Source organism: Streptococcus mitis (genome assembly GCF_946188685.1).
Classification (GTDB): Bacteria; Bacillota; Bacilli; order Lactobacillales; family Streptococcaceae; genus Streptococcus; species Streptococcus mitis_CC.
The window spans coordinates 153,704-169,552 of record NZ_CAMHWH010000004.1; the positions used below are offsets into that span (position 1 = coordinate 153,704).

General features: G+C 41.5%; 18 protein-coding genes. 15 read left to right on the forward strand and 3 right to left on the reverse strand.

Annotation, left to right across the window (positions count from 1 at the left end; genetic code table 11):
- The first annotated feature begins 12 nt into the window (after positions 1 to 12).
- The 4 genes from grpE (at position 13) to dnaJ (ending at position 4,661) form a co-directional block, all read left to right on the forward strand.
- On the forward strand, positions 13 to 537 hold the full coding sequence (grpE, locus tag N8N51_RS05420; protein WP_004261014.1) for a nucleotide exchange factor GrpE: 525 nt from the start codon (positions 13 to 15) through the stop codon (positions 535 to 537).
- A gap of 259 nt (positions 538 to 796) precedes the next feature.
- Positions 797 to 2,620 (forward strand): molecular chaperone DnaK, encoded by a 1,824-nt coding sequence (dnaK, locus tag N8N51_RS05425; RefSeq protein WP_000034667.1) that lies wholly within the window; start codon positions 797 to 799, stop codon positions 2,618 to 2,620.
- 111 nt (positions 2,621 to 2,731) lie between these two features.
- The gene (locus N8N51_RS05430) at positions 2,732 to 3,364 is read left to right on the forward strand and encodes a DJ-1/PfpI family protein (RefSeq protein ID WP_153199240.1); all 633 of its coding nucleotides are present in this window, start codon (positions 2,732 to 2,734) and stop codon (positions 3,362 to 3,364) included.
- Positions 3,365 to 3,524: 160 nt separating this feature from the next.
- Complete coding sequence (dnaJ, locus tag N8N51_RS05435; protein ID WP_001066308.1) at positions 3,525 to 4,661, forward strand: molecular chaperone DnaJ; 1,137 nt, start codon at positions 3,525 to 3,527, stop codon at positions 4,659 to 4,661.
- 279 nt (positions 4,662 to 4,940) lie between these two features.
- On the opposite strand, the gene N8N51_RS05440 is transcribed toward dnaJ, so the two are convergent.
- Both N8N51_RS05440 and N8N51_RS05445 read right to left on the reverse strand, forming a co-directional pair.
- Positions 4,941 to 5,228 carry a hypothetical protein gene (locus N8N51_RS05440; protein WP_112444468.1) on the reverse strand — a complete coding sequence of 96 codons (288 nt, stop codon included), beginning with the start codon at positions 5,226 to 5,228 and terminating at the stop codon, positions 4,941 to 4,943.
- A 9-nt stretch (positions 5,229 to 5,237) separates the two neighbouring features.
- Positions 5,238 to 5,648, reverse strand: a complete 411-nt coding sequence (locus N8N51_RS05445; protein WP_261056507.1) for an HIT family protein — start codon at positions 5,646 to 5,648, stop codon at positions 5,238 to 5,240.
- 67 nt (positions 5,649 to 5,715) lie between these two features.
- Here N8N51_RS05445 and N8N51_RS05450 point away from each other — a divergent pair, with 67 nt between their 5' ends.
- Both N8N51_RS05450 and N8N51_RS05455 read left to right on the forward strand, forming a co-directional pair.
- Positions 5,716 to 6,447, forward strand: coding sequence for an ABC transporter ATP-binding protein (locus N8N51_RS05450; protein ID WP_261100319.1), 732 nt, complete (start codon positions 5,716 to 5,718; stop codon positions 6,445 to 6,447).
- On the forward strand, positions 6,444 to 7,493 hold the full coding sequence (locus tag N8N51_RS05455; protein WP_261103764.1) for an ABC transporter permease: 1,050 nt from the start codon (positions 6,444 to 6,446) through the stop codon (positions 7,491 to 7,493). The genes N8N51_RS05450 and N8N51_RS05455 overlap by 4 nt, the downstream gene beginning before the upstream one ends.
- 61 nt (positions 7,494 to 7,554) lie before the next feature.
- Here N8N51_RS05455 and N8N51_RS05460 read toward each other — a convergent pair whose 3' ends face one another.
- Positions 7,555 to 7,884: a helicase BlpT gene (locus N8N51_RS05460; protein ID WP_140224452.1), complete on the reverse strand. Its 330-nt coding sequence runs from the start codon at positions 7,882 to 7,884 to the stop codon at positions 7,555 to 7,557.
- Positions 7,885 to 8,179: 295 nt separating this feature from the next.
- On the opposite strand from N8N51_RS05460, the gene N8N51_RS05465 reads away from it, so the two are divergent.
- The 9 genes from N8N51_RS05465 to nusA all read left to right on the forward strand — a co-directional run bounded on the left by N8N51_RS05465 (position 8,180) and on the right by nusA (position 15,831).
- Positions 8,180 to 8,917 (forward strand): response regulator transcription factor, encoded by a 738-nt coding sequence (locus tag N8N51_RS05465; RefSeq protein ID WP_045612800.1) that lies wholly within the window; start codon positions 8,180 to 8,182, stop codon positions 8,915 to 8,917.
- A 13-nt stretch (positions 8,918 to 8,930) separates the two neighbouring features.
- Positions 8,931 to 10,280: a sensor histidine kinase gene (locus tag N8N51_RS05470; protein ID WP_261100322.1), complete on the forward strand. Its 1,350-nt coding sequence runs from the start codon at positions 8,931 to 8,933 to the stop codon at positions 10,278 to 10,280.
- Between the two features lie 822 nt (positions 10,281 to 11,102).
- Entirely contained in the window at positions 11,103 to 11,507 is a 405-nt protein-coding gene (locus N8N51_RS05475; protein WP_061864547.1) for a hypothetical protein, read from the forward strand.
- Between the two features lie 58 nt (positions 11,508 to 11,565).
- The gene (blpZ, locus tag N8N51_RS05480) at positions 11,566 to 11,814 is read left to right on the forward strand and encodes an immunity protein BlpZ (RefSeq protein WP_061759576.1); all 249 of its coding nucleotides are present in this window, start codon (positions 11,566 to 11,568) and stop codon (positions 11,812 to 11,814) included.
- A gap of 30 nt (positions 11,815 to 11,844) precedes the next feature.
- Entirely contained in the window at positions 11,845 to 12,456 is a 612-nt protein-coding gene (locus N8N51_RS05485; RefSeq protein WP_261103765.1) for a CPBP family intramembrane glutamic endopeptidase, read from the forward strand.
- A 162-nt stretch (positions 12,457 to 12,618) separates the two neighbouring features.
- A complete protein-coding gene (gene ccrZ / locus N8N51_RS05490) occupies positions 12,619 to 13,413 on the forward strand; it encodes a cell cycle regulator CcrZ (protein ID WP_000362999.1) in 795 nt (264 codons plus the stop codon).
- Positions 13,410 to 14,045: a tRNA (guanosine(46)-N7)-methyltransferase TrmB gene (gene trmB, locus N8N51_RS05495; RefSeq protein ID WP_084861854.1), complete on the forward strand. Its 636-nt coding sequence runs from the start codon at positions 13,410 to 13,412 to the stop codon at positions 14,043 to 14,045. Before ccrZ ends, trmB begins: the two co-directional genes overlap by 4 nt.
- A gap of 126 nt (positions 14,046 to 14,171) precedes the next feature.
- Positions 14,172 to 14,651 (forward strand): ribosome maturation factor RimP, encoded by a 480-nt coding sequence (gene rimP / locus N8N51_RS05500; protein WP_001808691.1) that lies wholly within the window; start codon positions 14,172 to 14,174, stop codon positions 14,649 to 14,651.
- 43 nt (positions 14,652 to 14,694) lie between these two features.
- The gene (gene nusA, locus N8N51_RS05505) at positions 14,695 to 15,831 is read left to right on the forward strand and encodes a transcription termination factor NusA (RefSeq protein ID WP_049538831.1); all 1,137 of its coding nucleotides are present in this window, start codon (positions 14,695 to 14,697) and stop codon (positions 15,829 to 15,831) included.
- Positions 15,832 to 15,849: the final 18 nt, after the last annotated feature.

Sequence of the window (15,849 nt, forward strand, 5' to 3'; positions counted from 1 at the left end):
AAGGAGGCGAAAATGGCCCAAGATATAAAAAATGAAGAAGTAGAAGAAGTCCAAGAAGAGGAAGTTGTGGAAACGGTAGAAGAAACAACTCCTGAGAAGTCTGAATTGGACTTGGCAAATGAACGTGCAGATGAGTTCGAAAACAAATACCTTCGCGCTCATGCAGAAATGCAAAATATCCAACGCCGTGCCAATGAAGAGCGTCAAAACTTGCAACGTTACCGTAGCCAGGACTTGGCAAAAGCAATTCTCCCTTCTTTGGATAACCTTGAGCGTGCACTCGCAGTTGAAGGTTTGACAGATGATGTGAAGAAGGGCTTGGAAATGGTGCAAGAAAGCTTGATTCACGCTTTGAAAGAAGAAGGAATCGAAGAAATCGCAGCTGACGGTGAATTTGACCATAACTACCATATGGCGATCCAAACTCTCCCAGCAGACGATGACCACCCAGCAGATACCATCGCCCAAGTCTTCCAAAAAGGCTACAAACTCCATGACCGCATCCTTCGCCCAGCAATGGTAGTGGTCTATAACTAGTTTAGAAAACTTGACAAAATTTGTCCGAAACGACAATAAACTATGAAGAAAGATAAGAGGCAAGCCGGAGGCTTGCAAGGAAGATATTTCCCGCCGTGGTGAAAGTTTCAGTAGCTTCTGCTACTGAAACAGGGGATTTTTGAGACAATAGGCTCAAAAATAAGTGATGAAATCCCGAAGGGAGTTGCTCACGTCCCCACCCACTTAAGGGAAATATCAAAAAATCAAAACTCGAATTAAAATTTAAGGAGAAAAACACATGTCTAAAATTATCGGTATTGACTTAGGTACAACAAACTCAGCAGTAGCAGTTCTTGAAGGAACTGAAAGCAAAATCATCGCAAACCCAGAAGGAAACCGCACAACTCCATCTGTAGTATCATTCAAAAACGGAGAAATCATCGTTGGTGATGCTGCAAAACGTCAAGCAGTCACAAACCCAGATACAGTTATCTCTATCAAATCTAAGATGGGAACTTCTGAAAAAGTTTCTGCTAATGGAAAAGAATACACTCCACAAGAAATTTCAGCTATGATTCTTCAATACTTGAAAGGCTACGCTGAAGACTACCTTGGCGAAAAAGTAACGAAAGCAGTTATCACAGTTCCAGCTTACTTCAACGATGCTCAACGTCAAGCAACAAAAGACGCTGGTAAAATCGCTGGTCTTGAAGTAGAACGTATTGTCAACGAACCAACTGCAGCCGCTCTTGCTTACGGTTTGGACAAGACTGATAAAGAAGAAAAAATCTTGGTATTCGACCTTGGTGGTGGTACATTCGACGTATCTATCCTTGAATTGGGTGACGGTGTCTTCGACGTATTGTCAACTGCAGGGGACAACAAACTTGGTGGTGACGACTTTGACCAAAAAATCATTGACCACTTGGTGGCAGAATTCAAGAAAGAAAACGGTATTGACTTGTCTACTGACAAGATGGCAATGCAACGTTTGAAAGATGCAGCTGAAAAAGCGAAGAAAGACCTTTCTGGTGTGACTTCAACTCAAATCAGCTTGCCATTTATCACTGCAGGTGAGGCTGGACCTCTTCACTTGGAAATGACCTTGACTCGTGCGAAATTTGACGATTTGACTCGTGACCTTGTAGAACGTACAAAAGTTCCAGTTCGTCAAGCCCTTTCAGATGCAGGTTTGAGCTTGTCAGAAATCGACGAAGTTATCCTTGTTGGTGGTTCAACTCGTATCCCAGCCGTTGTAGAAGCTGTTAAAGCTGAAACTGGTAAAGAACCAAACAAATCAGTAAACCCTGACGAAGTAGTTGCTATGGGTGCTGCCATCCAAGGTGGTGTTATCACTGGTGATGTCAAAGACGTTGTCCTTCTTGATGTAACACCATTGTCACTTGGTATCGAAACAATGGGTGGTGTCTTCACAAAACTCATCGACCGTAACACAACAATTCCAACATCTAAATCACAAGTCTTCTCAACTGCAGCAGACAACCAACCAGCCGTTGATATCCATGTTCTTCAAGGTGAACGCCCAATGGCAGCAGATAACAAGACTCTTGGACGTTTCCAATTGACAGATATCCCAGCTGCACCTCGTGGAATTCCTCAAATCGAAGTAACATTTGACATCGACAAGAACGGTATCGTGTCTGTTAAGGCCAAAGACCTTGGAACTCAAAAAGAACAAACTATTGTGATCCAATCGAACTCAGGTTTGACTGACGAAGAAATCGACCGTATGATGAAAGATGCAGAAGCTAACGCTGAAGCAGATAAGAAACGTAAAGAAGAAGTAGATCTTCGTAACGAAGTAGACCAAGCGATCTTTGCGACTGAAAAGACAATCAAGGAAACTGAAGGCAAAGGATTCGACGCAGAACGTGACGCTGCCCAAGCTGCCCTTGATGACCTTAAGAAAGCTCAAGAAGACAACAACTTGGACGAAATGAAAGCAAAACTTGAAGCATTGAACGAAAAAGCTCAAGGACTTGCTGTTAAACTCTACGAACAAGCCGCAGCAGCGCAACAAGCTCAAGCAGGAGCAGAAGGCGCACAAGCAACAGGAAACGCAGGCGATGACGTCGTAGACGGAGAGTTTACGGAGAAATAAAATAGTCCAGTGGACTATTTTATCCCGAGCTTGAGAATCAGGCGAGTATAAGAAGAAATCCAGAGGTTGCAACCCAGCCTCTGTTTTTCGATAAGATAGAGGATGTTACGTATGAAAAAAGTACTTTGTGTCATTTATCCTAATTTTTCTCTTTATGAGATAAGCGCTTTAACGAGTACTTTAGCTCTGTCTTTTGATATCACGATTGATTATGTAGCTTCTGAGAATTCGATGGTGGTCTCTGAGGATGGTTTGCCCTGTCAACCGACGAAAACATTGAATCAAATCCGTATAGAAGAGTATTCTTGTGTGATTTTGCCAGGAATGGTAAATATAGGTCCTGCTCTACAAGATGAGAAATTGATCTCGTTTTTGAGAAGTCTTAATGAGCAAGATATCCTAATTGCAGCTATTTCTTCAGCGCCCCTTTTATTGGCGAAAGCAGGCTTGTTGAACGACACGAAATTTACAGGTGGAATTTGGCAAAACTTCTTTGACTATTTTGAATTTCTTCCACGTGAGAATTTCCAACCGAAAGTTCTTGTCCAAGATAAACAAATCATTACGGCTATCGGTTTTGCACATCAAGAGTTTGCAAGAAAAGTGATTTTCGGTTTAGGGTTGGCAGAGAATACGGACAACTATTTTAAAGAACAGAACGAGTATGCTGAAGAGGATTTGATATTTACTCTATCAGATGAAGAGTTTGATCAAGTGAAGCAGAGTATAGAAAACAGCCTCTAAAGATTTACATAAAAATTATAGAAAGGAACAAAGAGTGTTCAGGGAATTGAACACGGGCTACGGACTGTGTCAAAAAGATAGTTTTTTCTAGGACGCAAGCGTCCGTCGTCAAAACTCCTATTTTGGCTGTGTCCGTTTGACGCCCTTTGTATCTTGAATTATGAACAATACTGAATTTTATGATCGTCTGGGGGTGTCAAAAAACGCTTCGGCAGACGAGATCAAAAAGGCTTATCGTAAGCTTTCGAAAAAATACCACCCAGATATCAACAAGGAGCCTGGTGCTGAGGAAAAGTACAAGGAAGTTCAGGAAGCCTATGAGACTTTGAGTGACGACCAAAAACGGGCTGCCTATGACCAATATGGTGCTGCTGGAGCCAACGGTGGTTTTGGTGGAGCTGGTGGTTTCGGCGGTTTCGATGGGGCAGGAGGCTTCGGTGGTTTTGAAGATATCTTCTCAAGTTTCTTCGGCGGAGGCGGTGCTTCACGCAATCCAAATGCTCCTCGTCAGGGGGATGACCTCCAATACCGTGTGAATTTGACCTTTGAAGAAGCTATTTTTGGAGCTGAAAAAGAGGTTAAGTACAATCGTGAAGCAAGCTGTAGTACATGTAATGGCTCAGGTGCTAAGCCAGGAACAAGTCCAGTCACTTGTGGACGCTGTCATGGAGCTGGTGTCATTAACGTTGATACACAAACTCCGCTTGGTATGATGCGTCGTCAAGTGACCTGTGATGTCTGTCACGGTCGCGGAAAAGAAATTAAAGATCCATGTACAACTTGTCACGGAACAGGGCATGAAAAACAAGCCCATAGCGTACATGTCAAAATCCCTGCTGGTGTGGAAACTGGTCAACAAATTCGCCTAGCAGGCCAAGGTGAAGCTGGATTTAACGGTGGACCTTATGGTGACTTGTATGTAGTGGTTTCTGTGGAAGCTAGCGACAAGTTTGAACGTGAAGGAACCACTATCTTCTACAATCTCAACCTCAACTTTGTCCAAGCAGCTCTTGGTGATACAGTTGATATCCCAACGGTTCACGGTGATGTTGAATTGGTTATCCCAGAGGGAACTCAGACTGGTAAGAAATTCCGTCTACGTGGCAAAGGAGCTCCGAGCCTTCGTGGTGGTGCAGTTGGTGACCAATACGTTACAGTTAATGTCGTAACACCGACAGGCTTGAACGACCGCCAAAAAGCAGCTTTGAAAGAATTCGCAGCTGCAGGCGATTTGAAAGTCAATCCAAAGAAAAAGGGCTTCTTTGACCATATTAAAGATGCCTTTGAAGGAGAATAAAGCAAAAAGAGCCGTTGGGCTCTTTTTGTTTATAGATTTGTTAAAACTTTCCTTAAGTAATGAAGGACGGTAGCGACCTTCTTCGAAGTTTCATACCTAAACTTTGAGCCTAGATCTCAAAGTTTCCGGACACCTGAAACCAAACTGTTTCAGGTGTTTTCATTACGGCGGAAAGTCTTCGATTTAGTTGTGAAATGGTGAATGAGTTGCCTAAATTATGATGTATAGTTGATGGAATATAACTTGTTTACCTTTTAAAAAAGAGCCGTTGGGCTCTTTTTACTTATCTTCGATTTCCTGTGTTTCTTTGATCACAGCTAGTCTAGTCTGGATATCTTTTTCCAAGACCTTAAACTTGTAAGTCAGGTCTTCTTGGTATTCCTTGATGAGTTCTTTTTGCTGGTCAATGATTTGCAGGCTGTTTTGGATAATATCCACATCGTCCTTGATAGCTTGAACGCGGTCAGTGGTATTCAAGACTTCATCTGTGATGGTTTGGCGATTTTTTGTGACCAGATAACTTCCGGCTGCAGCTCCTACAAATAGCAGTAGATTGGATAATTTCATAGCAACTCCTTAGGCGTTTTTGATGGTTTCAGCTACTTGAGCAAGTTTGTCAAAGTCTGGTTCGTGGGCGATAAAATCAATCTTGAGGTCATCGTCCGCACTAAATCGAGGCACGAGGTGGACGTGGGTATGAAAGACTGTTTGACCAGCGATTTCTTCACAGTTGGCAATGATATTCATACCAGCAGCCTTGGTAGCTTTCATGACTTTTTGAGCCACTTTTGGTACTTGGGCAAAGAGTTGGCTGGCGCTAGTAGCGTCCATTTCCAAAAGATTGCGATAGTGTTCTTTGGGTACGACCAAGGTGTGTCCTGGTGTCACTTGAGAGATATCAAGAAAGGCAAGAACCTGCTCATCTTCATATACTTTTGAAGCAGGAATTTCCCCTGCAATGATTTTACAAAAAATGCAATCTGACATAAAATCTACCTCTACTGTATTGAATTTTGATATAATATAGCTACATTATACCAGATTTGGAGAAAATATGTTAGAAATTAAAAACCTGACAGGTGGCTATGTTCATGTCCCTGTCTTGAAAGATGTGTCCTTTACTGTTGAAAGTGGGCAGTTGGTCGGTTTGATTGGTCTCAATGGTGCTGGGAAATCGACGACTATTAATGAGATTATCGGTCTGTTGACACCTTATAGCGGTTCTATCAATATCAATGGACTTACTCTTCAAGAAGATGCAACGAGCTACCGTAAGCAAATTGGCTACATTCCTGAGACACCTAGTCTGTATGAGGAATTGACCCTCAGAGAGCATATCGAAACGGTTGCTATGGCTTATAGTATTGAGCAAAAGGTAGCTTTTGAGCGAGTAGAACCTTTGCTAAAAATGTTCCGTCTGGATCAGAAATTAGATTGGTTCCCTGTTCATTTTTCAAAAGGGATGAAGCAGAAGGTCATGATTATCTGTGCTTTTGTGGTGGATCCGAGTCTCTTCATCGTGGATGAGCCTTTCCTTGGGCTCGATCCGCTGGCTATTGCAGACTTGATTCAGCTTTTGGAAGTGGAAAAGCAAAAGGGCAAGTCCATTCTCATGAGTACCCACGTGCTGGATTCAGCGGAGAAGATGTGTGATGCCTTTATCATTCTTCACAAGGGAGAGGTGCGTGCCAAGGGGAATCTCCTGCAACTGCGCGAAGCCTTTGATATGCCTGAGGCTAGTTTGAATGATATTTACTTGGCTCTGACCAAAGAGGAGGAGCTATGAAAGACTTGTTTTTAAAGAGAAAGCAGGCTTTTCGTAAGGAGTGTCTTGGTTATCTGCGCTATGTTCTCAATGACCACTTTGTCTTGTTCCTGCTTGTTCTGCTGGGATTTCTAGCCTACCAGTACAGTCAACTCTTACAACATTTTCCTGAAAATCATTGGCCTATCCTTTTGTTTGTAGGAATTACCTTTGTTTTACTGTTGCTTTGGGGTGGAATTGCCACCTATATGGAGGCTCCAGACAAGCTCTTTCTCTTGGTTGGAGAAGAGGAAATCAAATTCCATCTCAAGCGTCAAACTGGCATTTCTCTAGCCTTTTGGCTCTTTGTCCAGACCCTTTTCTTGCTATTATTTGCGCCTTTATTTTTAGCAATGGGCTATGGCTTGCCTGTTTTTCTGGTCTATGTGCTTTTATTGGGAGTAGGTAAATATTTCCTCTTTCGTCAAAAGGCCAGCAAATTTTTCACGGAAACTGGACTGGACTGGGACTATGTCATTTCCCAAGAAAGCAAGCGTAAGCAAGTCTTGCTTCGTTTCTTTGCCCTCTTTACGCAGGTAAAGGGAATTTCAAACAGCGTCAAGCGTCGTGCCTATCTGGACTTTATCCTAAAGGCTGTTCAGAAGGTGCCTGGGAAGATTTGGCAAAATCTCTATCTGCGTTCTTATTTGCGAAATGGAGATCTCTTTGCTCTCAGTCTCCGTCTGCTCTTGCTTTCTTTGTTGGCGCAGGTCTTTATTGAGCAAGCTTGGATTGCGACAGCAGTGGTGGTTCTCTTTAACTACCTCTTGCTCTTCCAGTTACTGGCTCTCTATCACGCCTTTGACTACCAGTATTTGACTCAACTCTTTCCGCTGGACAAGGGGCAAAAGGAAAAAGGCTTGCAGGCAGTGGTCCGAGGATTGACCAGTTTTGTCTTAGTAGTGGAATTAGTTGTCGGGTTGATTACCTTCCAAGAAAAACTGCCCCTTCTAGCCTTGCTGGGTGCAGGTTTGGTTTTACAAGTCTTGTACCTACCTTATCAGGTAAAACGTCAGATGCAGGACTAACATTGCTTATATGATATTAAAAAAGAAGTTGAGTTCAGTTTGTCTCAGCTTCTTTTATTTTCTACAGGATAATGGTTGGTCCGTAGAGACTCAACTTGGTCTTGACTTGGTCAAAGTGGAAGCGGTCATAGGCCCGCCAAGCGGCGCGAGTAGGGGCATCTGGATCAAGAGCGCTGAGTCCCATGAGAAGACTGGAAGTCTGGTAAAATTTTTCCAGTTCAATCAAGACTCGATTATCCACAGTCTCAGCCCTGGCTAGAAAACCAAGAATAGAGTTTAATTGCTCCTGAAAGCGGACATCGTCAGCGCTTGCCTGTTTGCATGCTTGGTAGGCTTTGTTTAAGTCAGTAATCAAAGTCTGAGCTCTTTTGATAGGGTCTGTATCTGTCATGAAAATTCCTCCTTTAATTTGGGTGCCAGTCTTGGTTCTAACAACTGTATTTTGATACTGTCAGTCTATCACTTTTATCTCCTTTTTCACCATAAAATCTTTAATTGCCCTTGAAATTTCCTGAATGGTACTGTTAAGATTTTATGATAAAATAGTGGTAAGATTATCATGCTTATTTGAGGAACAAGCTACCTTTCAGGAGCGTTGAAGGCCTGTTTAGGATTTGGTGGGCTTGTATCATAGTATTTTTGCTATTCTCTTTTTAGGAAGAAATTGAAACAAGGAGAGTAAGAAGATGAGAATATTTGTTTTAGAAGATGATTTTTCCCAACAGACTAGGATTGAAACGACGATTGAAAAACTCTTGAAGGAACATCATATCACTCCCAGTTCTTTTGAAGTTTTTGGCAAACCAGACCAGCTGCTGGCAGAGGTGCATGAGAAGGGAGCCCATCAGCTATTCTTTTTGGATATTGAGATTCGAAATGAGGAGATGAAGGGGCTGGAAGTGGCTAGAAAAATTCGGGATCGGGATCCTTATGCTCTGATTGTCTTTGTGACGACTCACTCGGAGTTTATGCCACTGTCCTTTCGTTACCAAGTGTCTGCTTTGGACTACATTGATAAGGCCCTTTCGGCAGAGGAATTTGAATCTCGTATCGAGACAGCTCTCCTTTATGCCAATAGTCAAGACAGTAAGAGTCTGGCGGAAGATTGCTTTTACTTTAAATCAAAATTTGCCCAATTCCAGTACCCTTTTAAAGAGGTCTACTATCTCGAAACGTCACCCAGAGCTCATCGTGTTATTCTCTATACCAAGACAGATAGGCTGGAGTTTACAGCGAGTTTAGAGGAGGTTTTCAAGCAGGAACCCCGTCTCTTGCAGTGCCATCGCTCTTTTCTCATCAATCCTGCCAATGTAGTTCGTTTGGATAAGAAAGAAAAACTCCTTTTCTTTCCCAATGGTGGAAACTGTATGATAGCGCGTTATAAGGTCAGGGAAGTGTCTGAGGCTATTAATAACTTGCACTAGGTGAGGAGAATTTATGTATATTTTTTGGATGATATTGTATTCACTAGCTATTATTGGGCTAGAAATTATCATGTTCTTTAAGGTAGATGGAATTAGTCTCACTTTCGATAGAATTTTTAAGGCCTTTCTTCTAAAATTTCTTCTAGCAGCAATTGTTACAACTTTTAATTATTTAGTCTTGACTGACTATCTGTCATACTTTATAGAACCCTTGTTCGGCCTCAGCTTGTCTTTCTTATTGTTAAGAGGGCTTTCTAAAAGACTCCTTTTCTTTTATGGTCTCTTTCCAATTGTATTGATGGATATCTTTTACAGAAGTCTCTCCTATTTTGTGTTTCCGTTTTTTGGGAAAGGGATTGTAGATGGAGATGGAAATCTTGTCTTTTTGTTGATTATGATATTCGTTTGCTCCATAGTATTAGTCTTTTTGAAATGGTTGGACTATGATTTCACTAGCTTGAGAAGGGAGAGTATAGATAAAGATTTTCAAAAATCCCTGACTACGATTAACTGGATAATGGGGGCTTACTTTCTAGTCATGGAAACTTTGTCTTTCTTTGAATATGAACAAGTTATCCAATCAAAGACTGTTCGCCATTTTATTCTAGTGTTTTACCTACTCTTTTTTATGGGGATTGTCAAGAAGCTAGATACCTATTTGAAGGACAAACTTCATGAGAGATTGGACCAAGAGAAGGCCTTGCGCTACAGAGATATGGAACGCTATAGTCGGCATATAGAGGAACTTTACAAGGAAGTGCGGAGTTTTCGCCATGACTACACCAACCTCTTGACTAGTTTACGTCTGGGCATTGAAGAGGAGGACATGGAGCAGATAAAAGAGGTCTACGACTCGGTCTTAAAGGATTCTAGTGAAAAATTGCAGGATAATAAATATGACCTTGGTCGATTGGTGAATATTCGGGATCGTGCCCTTAAAAGTCTCCTCGCGGGGAAATTTCTAAAAGCCAGAGATAAGAAGATTGTCTTTAATGTCGAAGTTCCTGAGGAGATTCAGGTAGAGGGGATGAGCCTGCTTGATTTTCTGACTATTGTGTCTATCCTTTGTGATAATGCTATTGAAGCCAGTGCAGAGACTAATCAACCTCATGTTTCAATCGCCTTTTTAAAAAATGGAGCACAGGAGACCTTTATCATTGAAAATTCCATCAAAGAAGAGGGTATAGACATTTCTGAGATTTTCTCCTTTGGAGCAAGCTCTAAAGGGGAGGAGAGAGGAGTTGGTCTCTATACCGTCATGAAAATTGTGGAAAGTCATCCCAATACCAGTCTCAATACCACCTGTCAAAATCAAGTCTTTCGTCAGGTTTTAACGGTTCACTTGTTGCCGGTTGCTCATTAGAGAATTTGTGAAAAAAGAATTGGCAGAAGTTAACAGATAAAGTTTGTCTTTATCGAGCCAGACTTTTGCTATAGTATGCGAGGTATATTAAATGAATAAGAAGTCCTTTTTTATCATCTGTTCTACGTTGATTATAGCATCGAATCTTCTCATGATTTCCGTGGTGAACAAGGGAGAAGAAACAGGGAGCAACCTGTTTGTGATTGCTATAGCCTGTGTTATGCTACCAGCCTTTTTATATGCAGTTGAAAACAGACTTACTTCAATGGTAAGAGTAGAATCAATACTACTGATTCAGTTGACAGTTATATCCCTACTCCGTCTTATCAACAGAATAGGGAGTACGCCTGAAATCCTCAACATTATCATTACCCTTATCGCTTTGGCAAGTGGGACAGCTGCTATCCTTGTTGCGATTATGAGAATATATGAGAACATACGGAAGTGAGGGTGAATAGCTTTCAATTTTAGATTTTTATGTTGTCAAGTTCCCCCAGGGCAAGTATGTTTTTCATGCTTGCTTTTTTAAATTTTTTAACAATTCAAGAGGTTTTGATGACCATTTACGATTTGAGTGATCCAAGAATAAAACGAGTGCTATACTAGCAGTGTAAAGGTTGTAGCTAAACTAAGATAAAGCATATATTTAGGAGGAAATTTTATGAAGAAAAAAATACTTGTCATTTTCATCTTGTATCTGATCATGTCCATATTTCTATATCCGCTTAGGGATAGTGCTTGGTATCATCTATTCTATACCATAGCCTATGTGATTGCGGTTATAATCTATCTTGCTTTAACTAAAAAGAAAGGAGCAAAGAAATGAAAACTTTTCTTGCTAAAAAACGGAACATCTTCCTTGCGAGATTGTTCCTAGGTCAGTTGCCCTTACTTGTCTCCACTTATCTATTTCTATCTCGTCAGTTTTTAAATTTTTCCTTGGTTTTCCAATTTCTCTTAGTGGTTATTAACTTAGCTTCCATTTTGCTCACTGTTTACCTCACTAGGGAAATGAGAATAAGAGAGTTTGAAGATGATGATTTAGTTAGCCCTAAAACCAATCAACTCATGTATATTGGCTTGACAGGCTTTATGTCTATTATTTGTTTGTATAGAGGTATCACAGCAGTAGAATTCTACCAACAACTAATCGCTTATATTGGCGCTATTCTCTGCTTGCTTATCATGCTTCTGCTCATTTGGGGTTTGAAGTATTATAAAAAGTAGGGGAAGAGTTTTCTTCTTAATCTGGGGCTAGTCTATAGACTGGCAGGAGGAGGTCATCATGTATAAACACTTATTTTTCCTAGATTCCAAAACCTTAGACTGGTTGACGCCTTATATTCTGGTCTTGGCTTCTGACACCATTGCCTTTAATGTTTTTGTGCTAACCTTTGTATCTGCGGTGGTCTTTAATTCCCTAAATTCCATGCTAGCCTTAATGGCTATCTTCTTAGGGGCTGGATATGTGGTCGGATTTTGGTTACTAAAATGGTTTGTTTTGGAAAGGCTAGAGCTAAAGGATGACGTGTAGGAAAGTCTGTTTGGTGAGGAGGATAGTTTTATGGCCATTTTCAATAAGTGCCATGCCTTATTTTTGGGATTTTTAGTATTTGCAATCGTGGGTGCAGTGGGATATTCCGTCAATCAAGGGGATTATTTTCAACACCAGTACACATTCATTATGATAAAGAGTCTCTTGCTTTTACTTAGTTTTGGCTATGCGAAATGGTTTGATATGATTTCTTTTGGGATGTTAAGCAAGAAAGACCTTTTGCTTTTCATTGCAATCTTTCTTCTAAGTGTACTTGAGACACTGGTTTATATTCATTTCTTTGCTGTTTCTTCTGGCGCGGGAGTTCAACACTTGGCGGAAGTCAGCAGAGGAATTTCCCTGTCTTTGATTTTGACTACCTCAGTTTTTGGACCAATCCAGGAAGAACTCATTTTCAGAGGACTTCTTCAAGGTGCCGTTTTTGACAATTCTTGGTTAGGGCTTGTGCTAACTTCCTCTCTCTTTTCTTTCATGCATGGACCTTCTAATGTCCCTTCGTTTATTTTTTATCTACTTGGGGGCTTGTTGCTGGGTTTTGCTTATAAAAAGAGCCAAAACTTGTGGGTTTCTACTCTAGTCCACATGTTTTACAACAGTTGGCCACTCCTATATTATTTATAAAAATCATGAAAAGGTAAGTAGGAGATGGTGCTTGCCTTTTTCAAGTTATAATGATAGCCCGAGCCAATTGAGATGCTTTTCTTTGAGAATCGGGCGTGGAGCGGTTGACGAATAGGCCAAAAACTAGTAGAATAGTAAGGAAACTTTATACGGAGGAAAGAAATGGATTTGGGTGATAATGAGCTAACACTGACTCCCATACCTGGGAAAAGTGGCAAGGCTTATATGGGTAGCTATCCTGATGGGAAGCGCATCTTTGTAAAAATGAACACCTCTCCAATCCTACCTGGTCTAGCTAGAGAACAAATTGCTCCACAATTATTATGGAGTCGCCGTTTGGCAGATGGGCGTGATATGTGTGCTCAAGAATGGTTGACAGGCAAGATATTGACCCCCTATGATATGAATCGTAAGCAAATCGTCAATATTTTAACCCGTCTTCATCGCTCACGTCCGTTGATGACACAGTTGAGTCGTTTGGGATATGCCATGGAAACACCTGTAGATTTATTACAGTCTTGGCAGGAAACGGCTCCAGATGCTTTGCGTAAAAATCATTTTATCAGTGAAGTGATGGCTGATTTACGTCAGACTATTCCAGGATTTAGAGAGGACCATGCGACCATTGTCCATGGAGATGTACGACATAGTAATTGGATTGAGACAGACAGTGGCTTGATTTATTTGGTGGATTGGGATTCGGTTCGCTTGACTGATCGCATGTTTGATGTGGCCCATATGCTCTGCCATTATATTCCAGAACATCAGTGGAAGGAATGGTTGACCTACTACGGTTATAAGTACAATCAAACGGTATTAAATAAATTGTATTGGTACGGTCAATTGTCTTACTTGAGCCAGATTTCCAAGTATTATATGAACCAAGATTTAGAAAATGTCAATCGGGAGATTCATGGCCTGCGTCACTTCCGAGACAAGTATGGAAAGAGAAGATGAGAGTTAGAAATCGTAAAGGGGCGACAGAATTACTAGAAGCAAATCCCCAGTATGTAGTCCTCAATCCCTTGGAAGCCAAGGGGAAATGGCGGGACTTGTTTGGTAACGACAATCCCATTCATGTGGAAGTTGGAAGTGGAAAGGGTGCCTTTGTTTCAGGTATGGCCAACCAAAACCCTGGCATCAACTATATCGGGATTGATATTCAAAAGTCGGTTTTGAGCTACGCTTTGGACAAGGTGCTTGAAGTTGGAGTGCCTAACATCAAGCTTTTGTGGGTAGATGGTTCTGACTTGACTGACTACTTTGAAGACGGTGAGATTGATCGCTTGTATCTGAACTTTTCAGATCCATGGCCTAAAAAACGCCATGAAAAGCGTCGTTTGACTTACAAGACCTTCTTGGATACCTTCAAGCGTATCTTACCTGAAAATGGAGAAATTCATTTCAAAACGGATAACCGTGGCTTGTTTGAGTACAGCCTAGTGAGCTTTTCTCAATATGGCATGAAGCTCAATGGTGTTTGGCTCGATTTACATGCCAGTGATTTTGAAGGCAATGTCATGACAGAATACGAGCAGAAATTCTCCAACAAGGGGCAAGTTATCTACCGAGTTGAGGCAGAATTTTAAGAAATAGCCTGAAATCAGGCTGTATAAGTGCTTTTGCTTTACATAAGTTGGCAAATGTGCTATACTAAGAGTAAGAATATGAGAAAGAGAGGCGGGGAAATATCTTCGCCTCTTGCTTATGAGGAGGTGGACGCAATCGCAACAATCGTAGAATTAGTCAGAGAAGTTGTAGAACCTGTCATAGAAGCGCCTTTCGAACTCGTGGATATCGAGTATGGAAAGATTGGCAGTGACATGATTCTCAGTATTTTTGTAGATAAACCTGAAGGAATTACCTTGAACGACACGGCAGACTTGACAGAAATTATCAGTCCTGTCCTAGACACCATCAAGCCAGATCCCTTCCCAGAACAATATTTCCTAGAAATCACCAGTCCAGGCTTGGAACGTCCTTTAAAAACCAAGGATGCCGTTGCTGGAGCGGTTGGGAAATACATCCATGTCGGGCTCTACCAAGCCATCGATAAGCAAAAGGTCTTTGAAGGAACCTTGTTGGCCTTCGAAGAGGACGAGTTGACCATGGAATATATGGACAAGACGCGTAAGAAAACTGTCCAAATTCCATACAGTTTAGTATCAAAAGCACGTTTAGCAGTAAAATTATAGAAAAAGAAAGGATAGCTTTTGAGGATTCAAAAGTGAAGAAAACATGAGTAAAGAAATGCTAGAGGCCTTCCGCATTTTGGAAGAAGACAAGGGAATCAAAAAAGAAGACATCATCGACGCAGTAGTAGAGTCGCTTCGTTCCGCTTATCGCAGACGCTATGGTCAATCAGACAGCGTAGCTATTGATTTCAATGAAAAAACAGGTGATTTCACAGTCTATACTGTTCGTGAAGTTGTGGATGAAGTCTTTGATAGCCGTTTGGAAATCAGCTTGAAAGATGCTCTTGCCATTAATTCAGCCTACGAGCTTGGTGACAAGATCAAGTTTGAAGAAGCACCTGCTGAGTTTGGTCGTGTAGCAGCTCAATCTGCCAAACAAACCATCATGGAAAAAATGCGCAAGCAAACACGTGCCATCACTTACAATACTTACAAAGAGCATGAACAAGAAATCATGTCTGGTACAGTAGAACGCTTTGACAATCGCTTCATCTATGTCAACCTCGGCAGCATCGAAGCCCAATTGTCAAAACAAGACCAAATCCCTGGGGAAGTTTTTGCTTCTCATGATCGTATCGAAGTATATGTTTACAAGGTTGAAGACAACCCTCGTGGTGTCAACGTCTTTGTTAGCCGTAGCCATCCAGAAATGATCAAACGCTTGATGGAGCAAGAAATTCCAGAAGTTTATGATGGAACTGTTGAAATCATGAGCGTAGCTCGTGAAGCTGGTGACCGTACTAAGGTTGCAGTTCGTAGCCATAATCCAAACGTAGACGCTATCGGTACAATCGTTGGACGTGGTGGAGCTAATATCAAGAAGATTACTAGCAAATTCCACCCGGCTCGTTACGATGCCAAGAGCGACCGTATGGTACCAATCGAAGAAAATATCGATGTTATCGAGTGGGTAGCAGATCCAGCTGAATTTATCTACAATGCCATCGCTCCTGCTGAAGTTGACCAAGTTATCTTTGACGAAAACGACAGCAAACGTGCCTTGGTGGTTGTTCCTGATAACAAGCTTTCTCTTGCAATCGGTCGTCGTGGGCAAAACGTTCGCTTGGCAGCTCACTTGACTGGTTACCGTATCGATATCAAGTCTGCTAGTGAATTTGAAGCCATGGAAGAGACTGCTTCAGTAGATTTGGAAGCAGAAAACGATACTGTAGAAGAATAAAAGCTGCTAGAGGAGGGA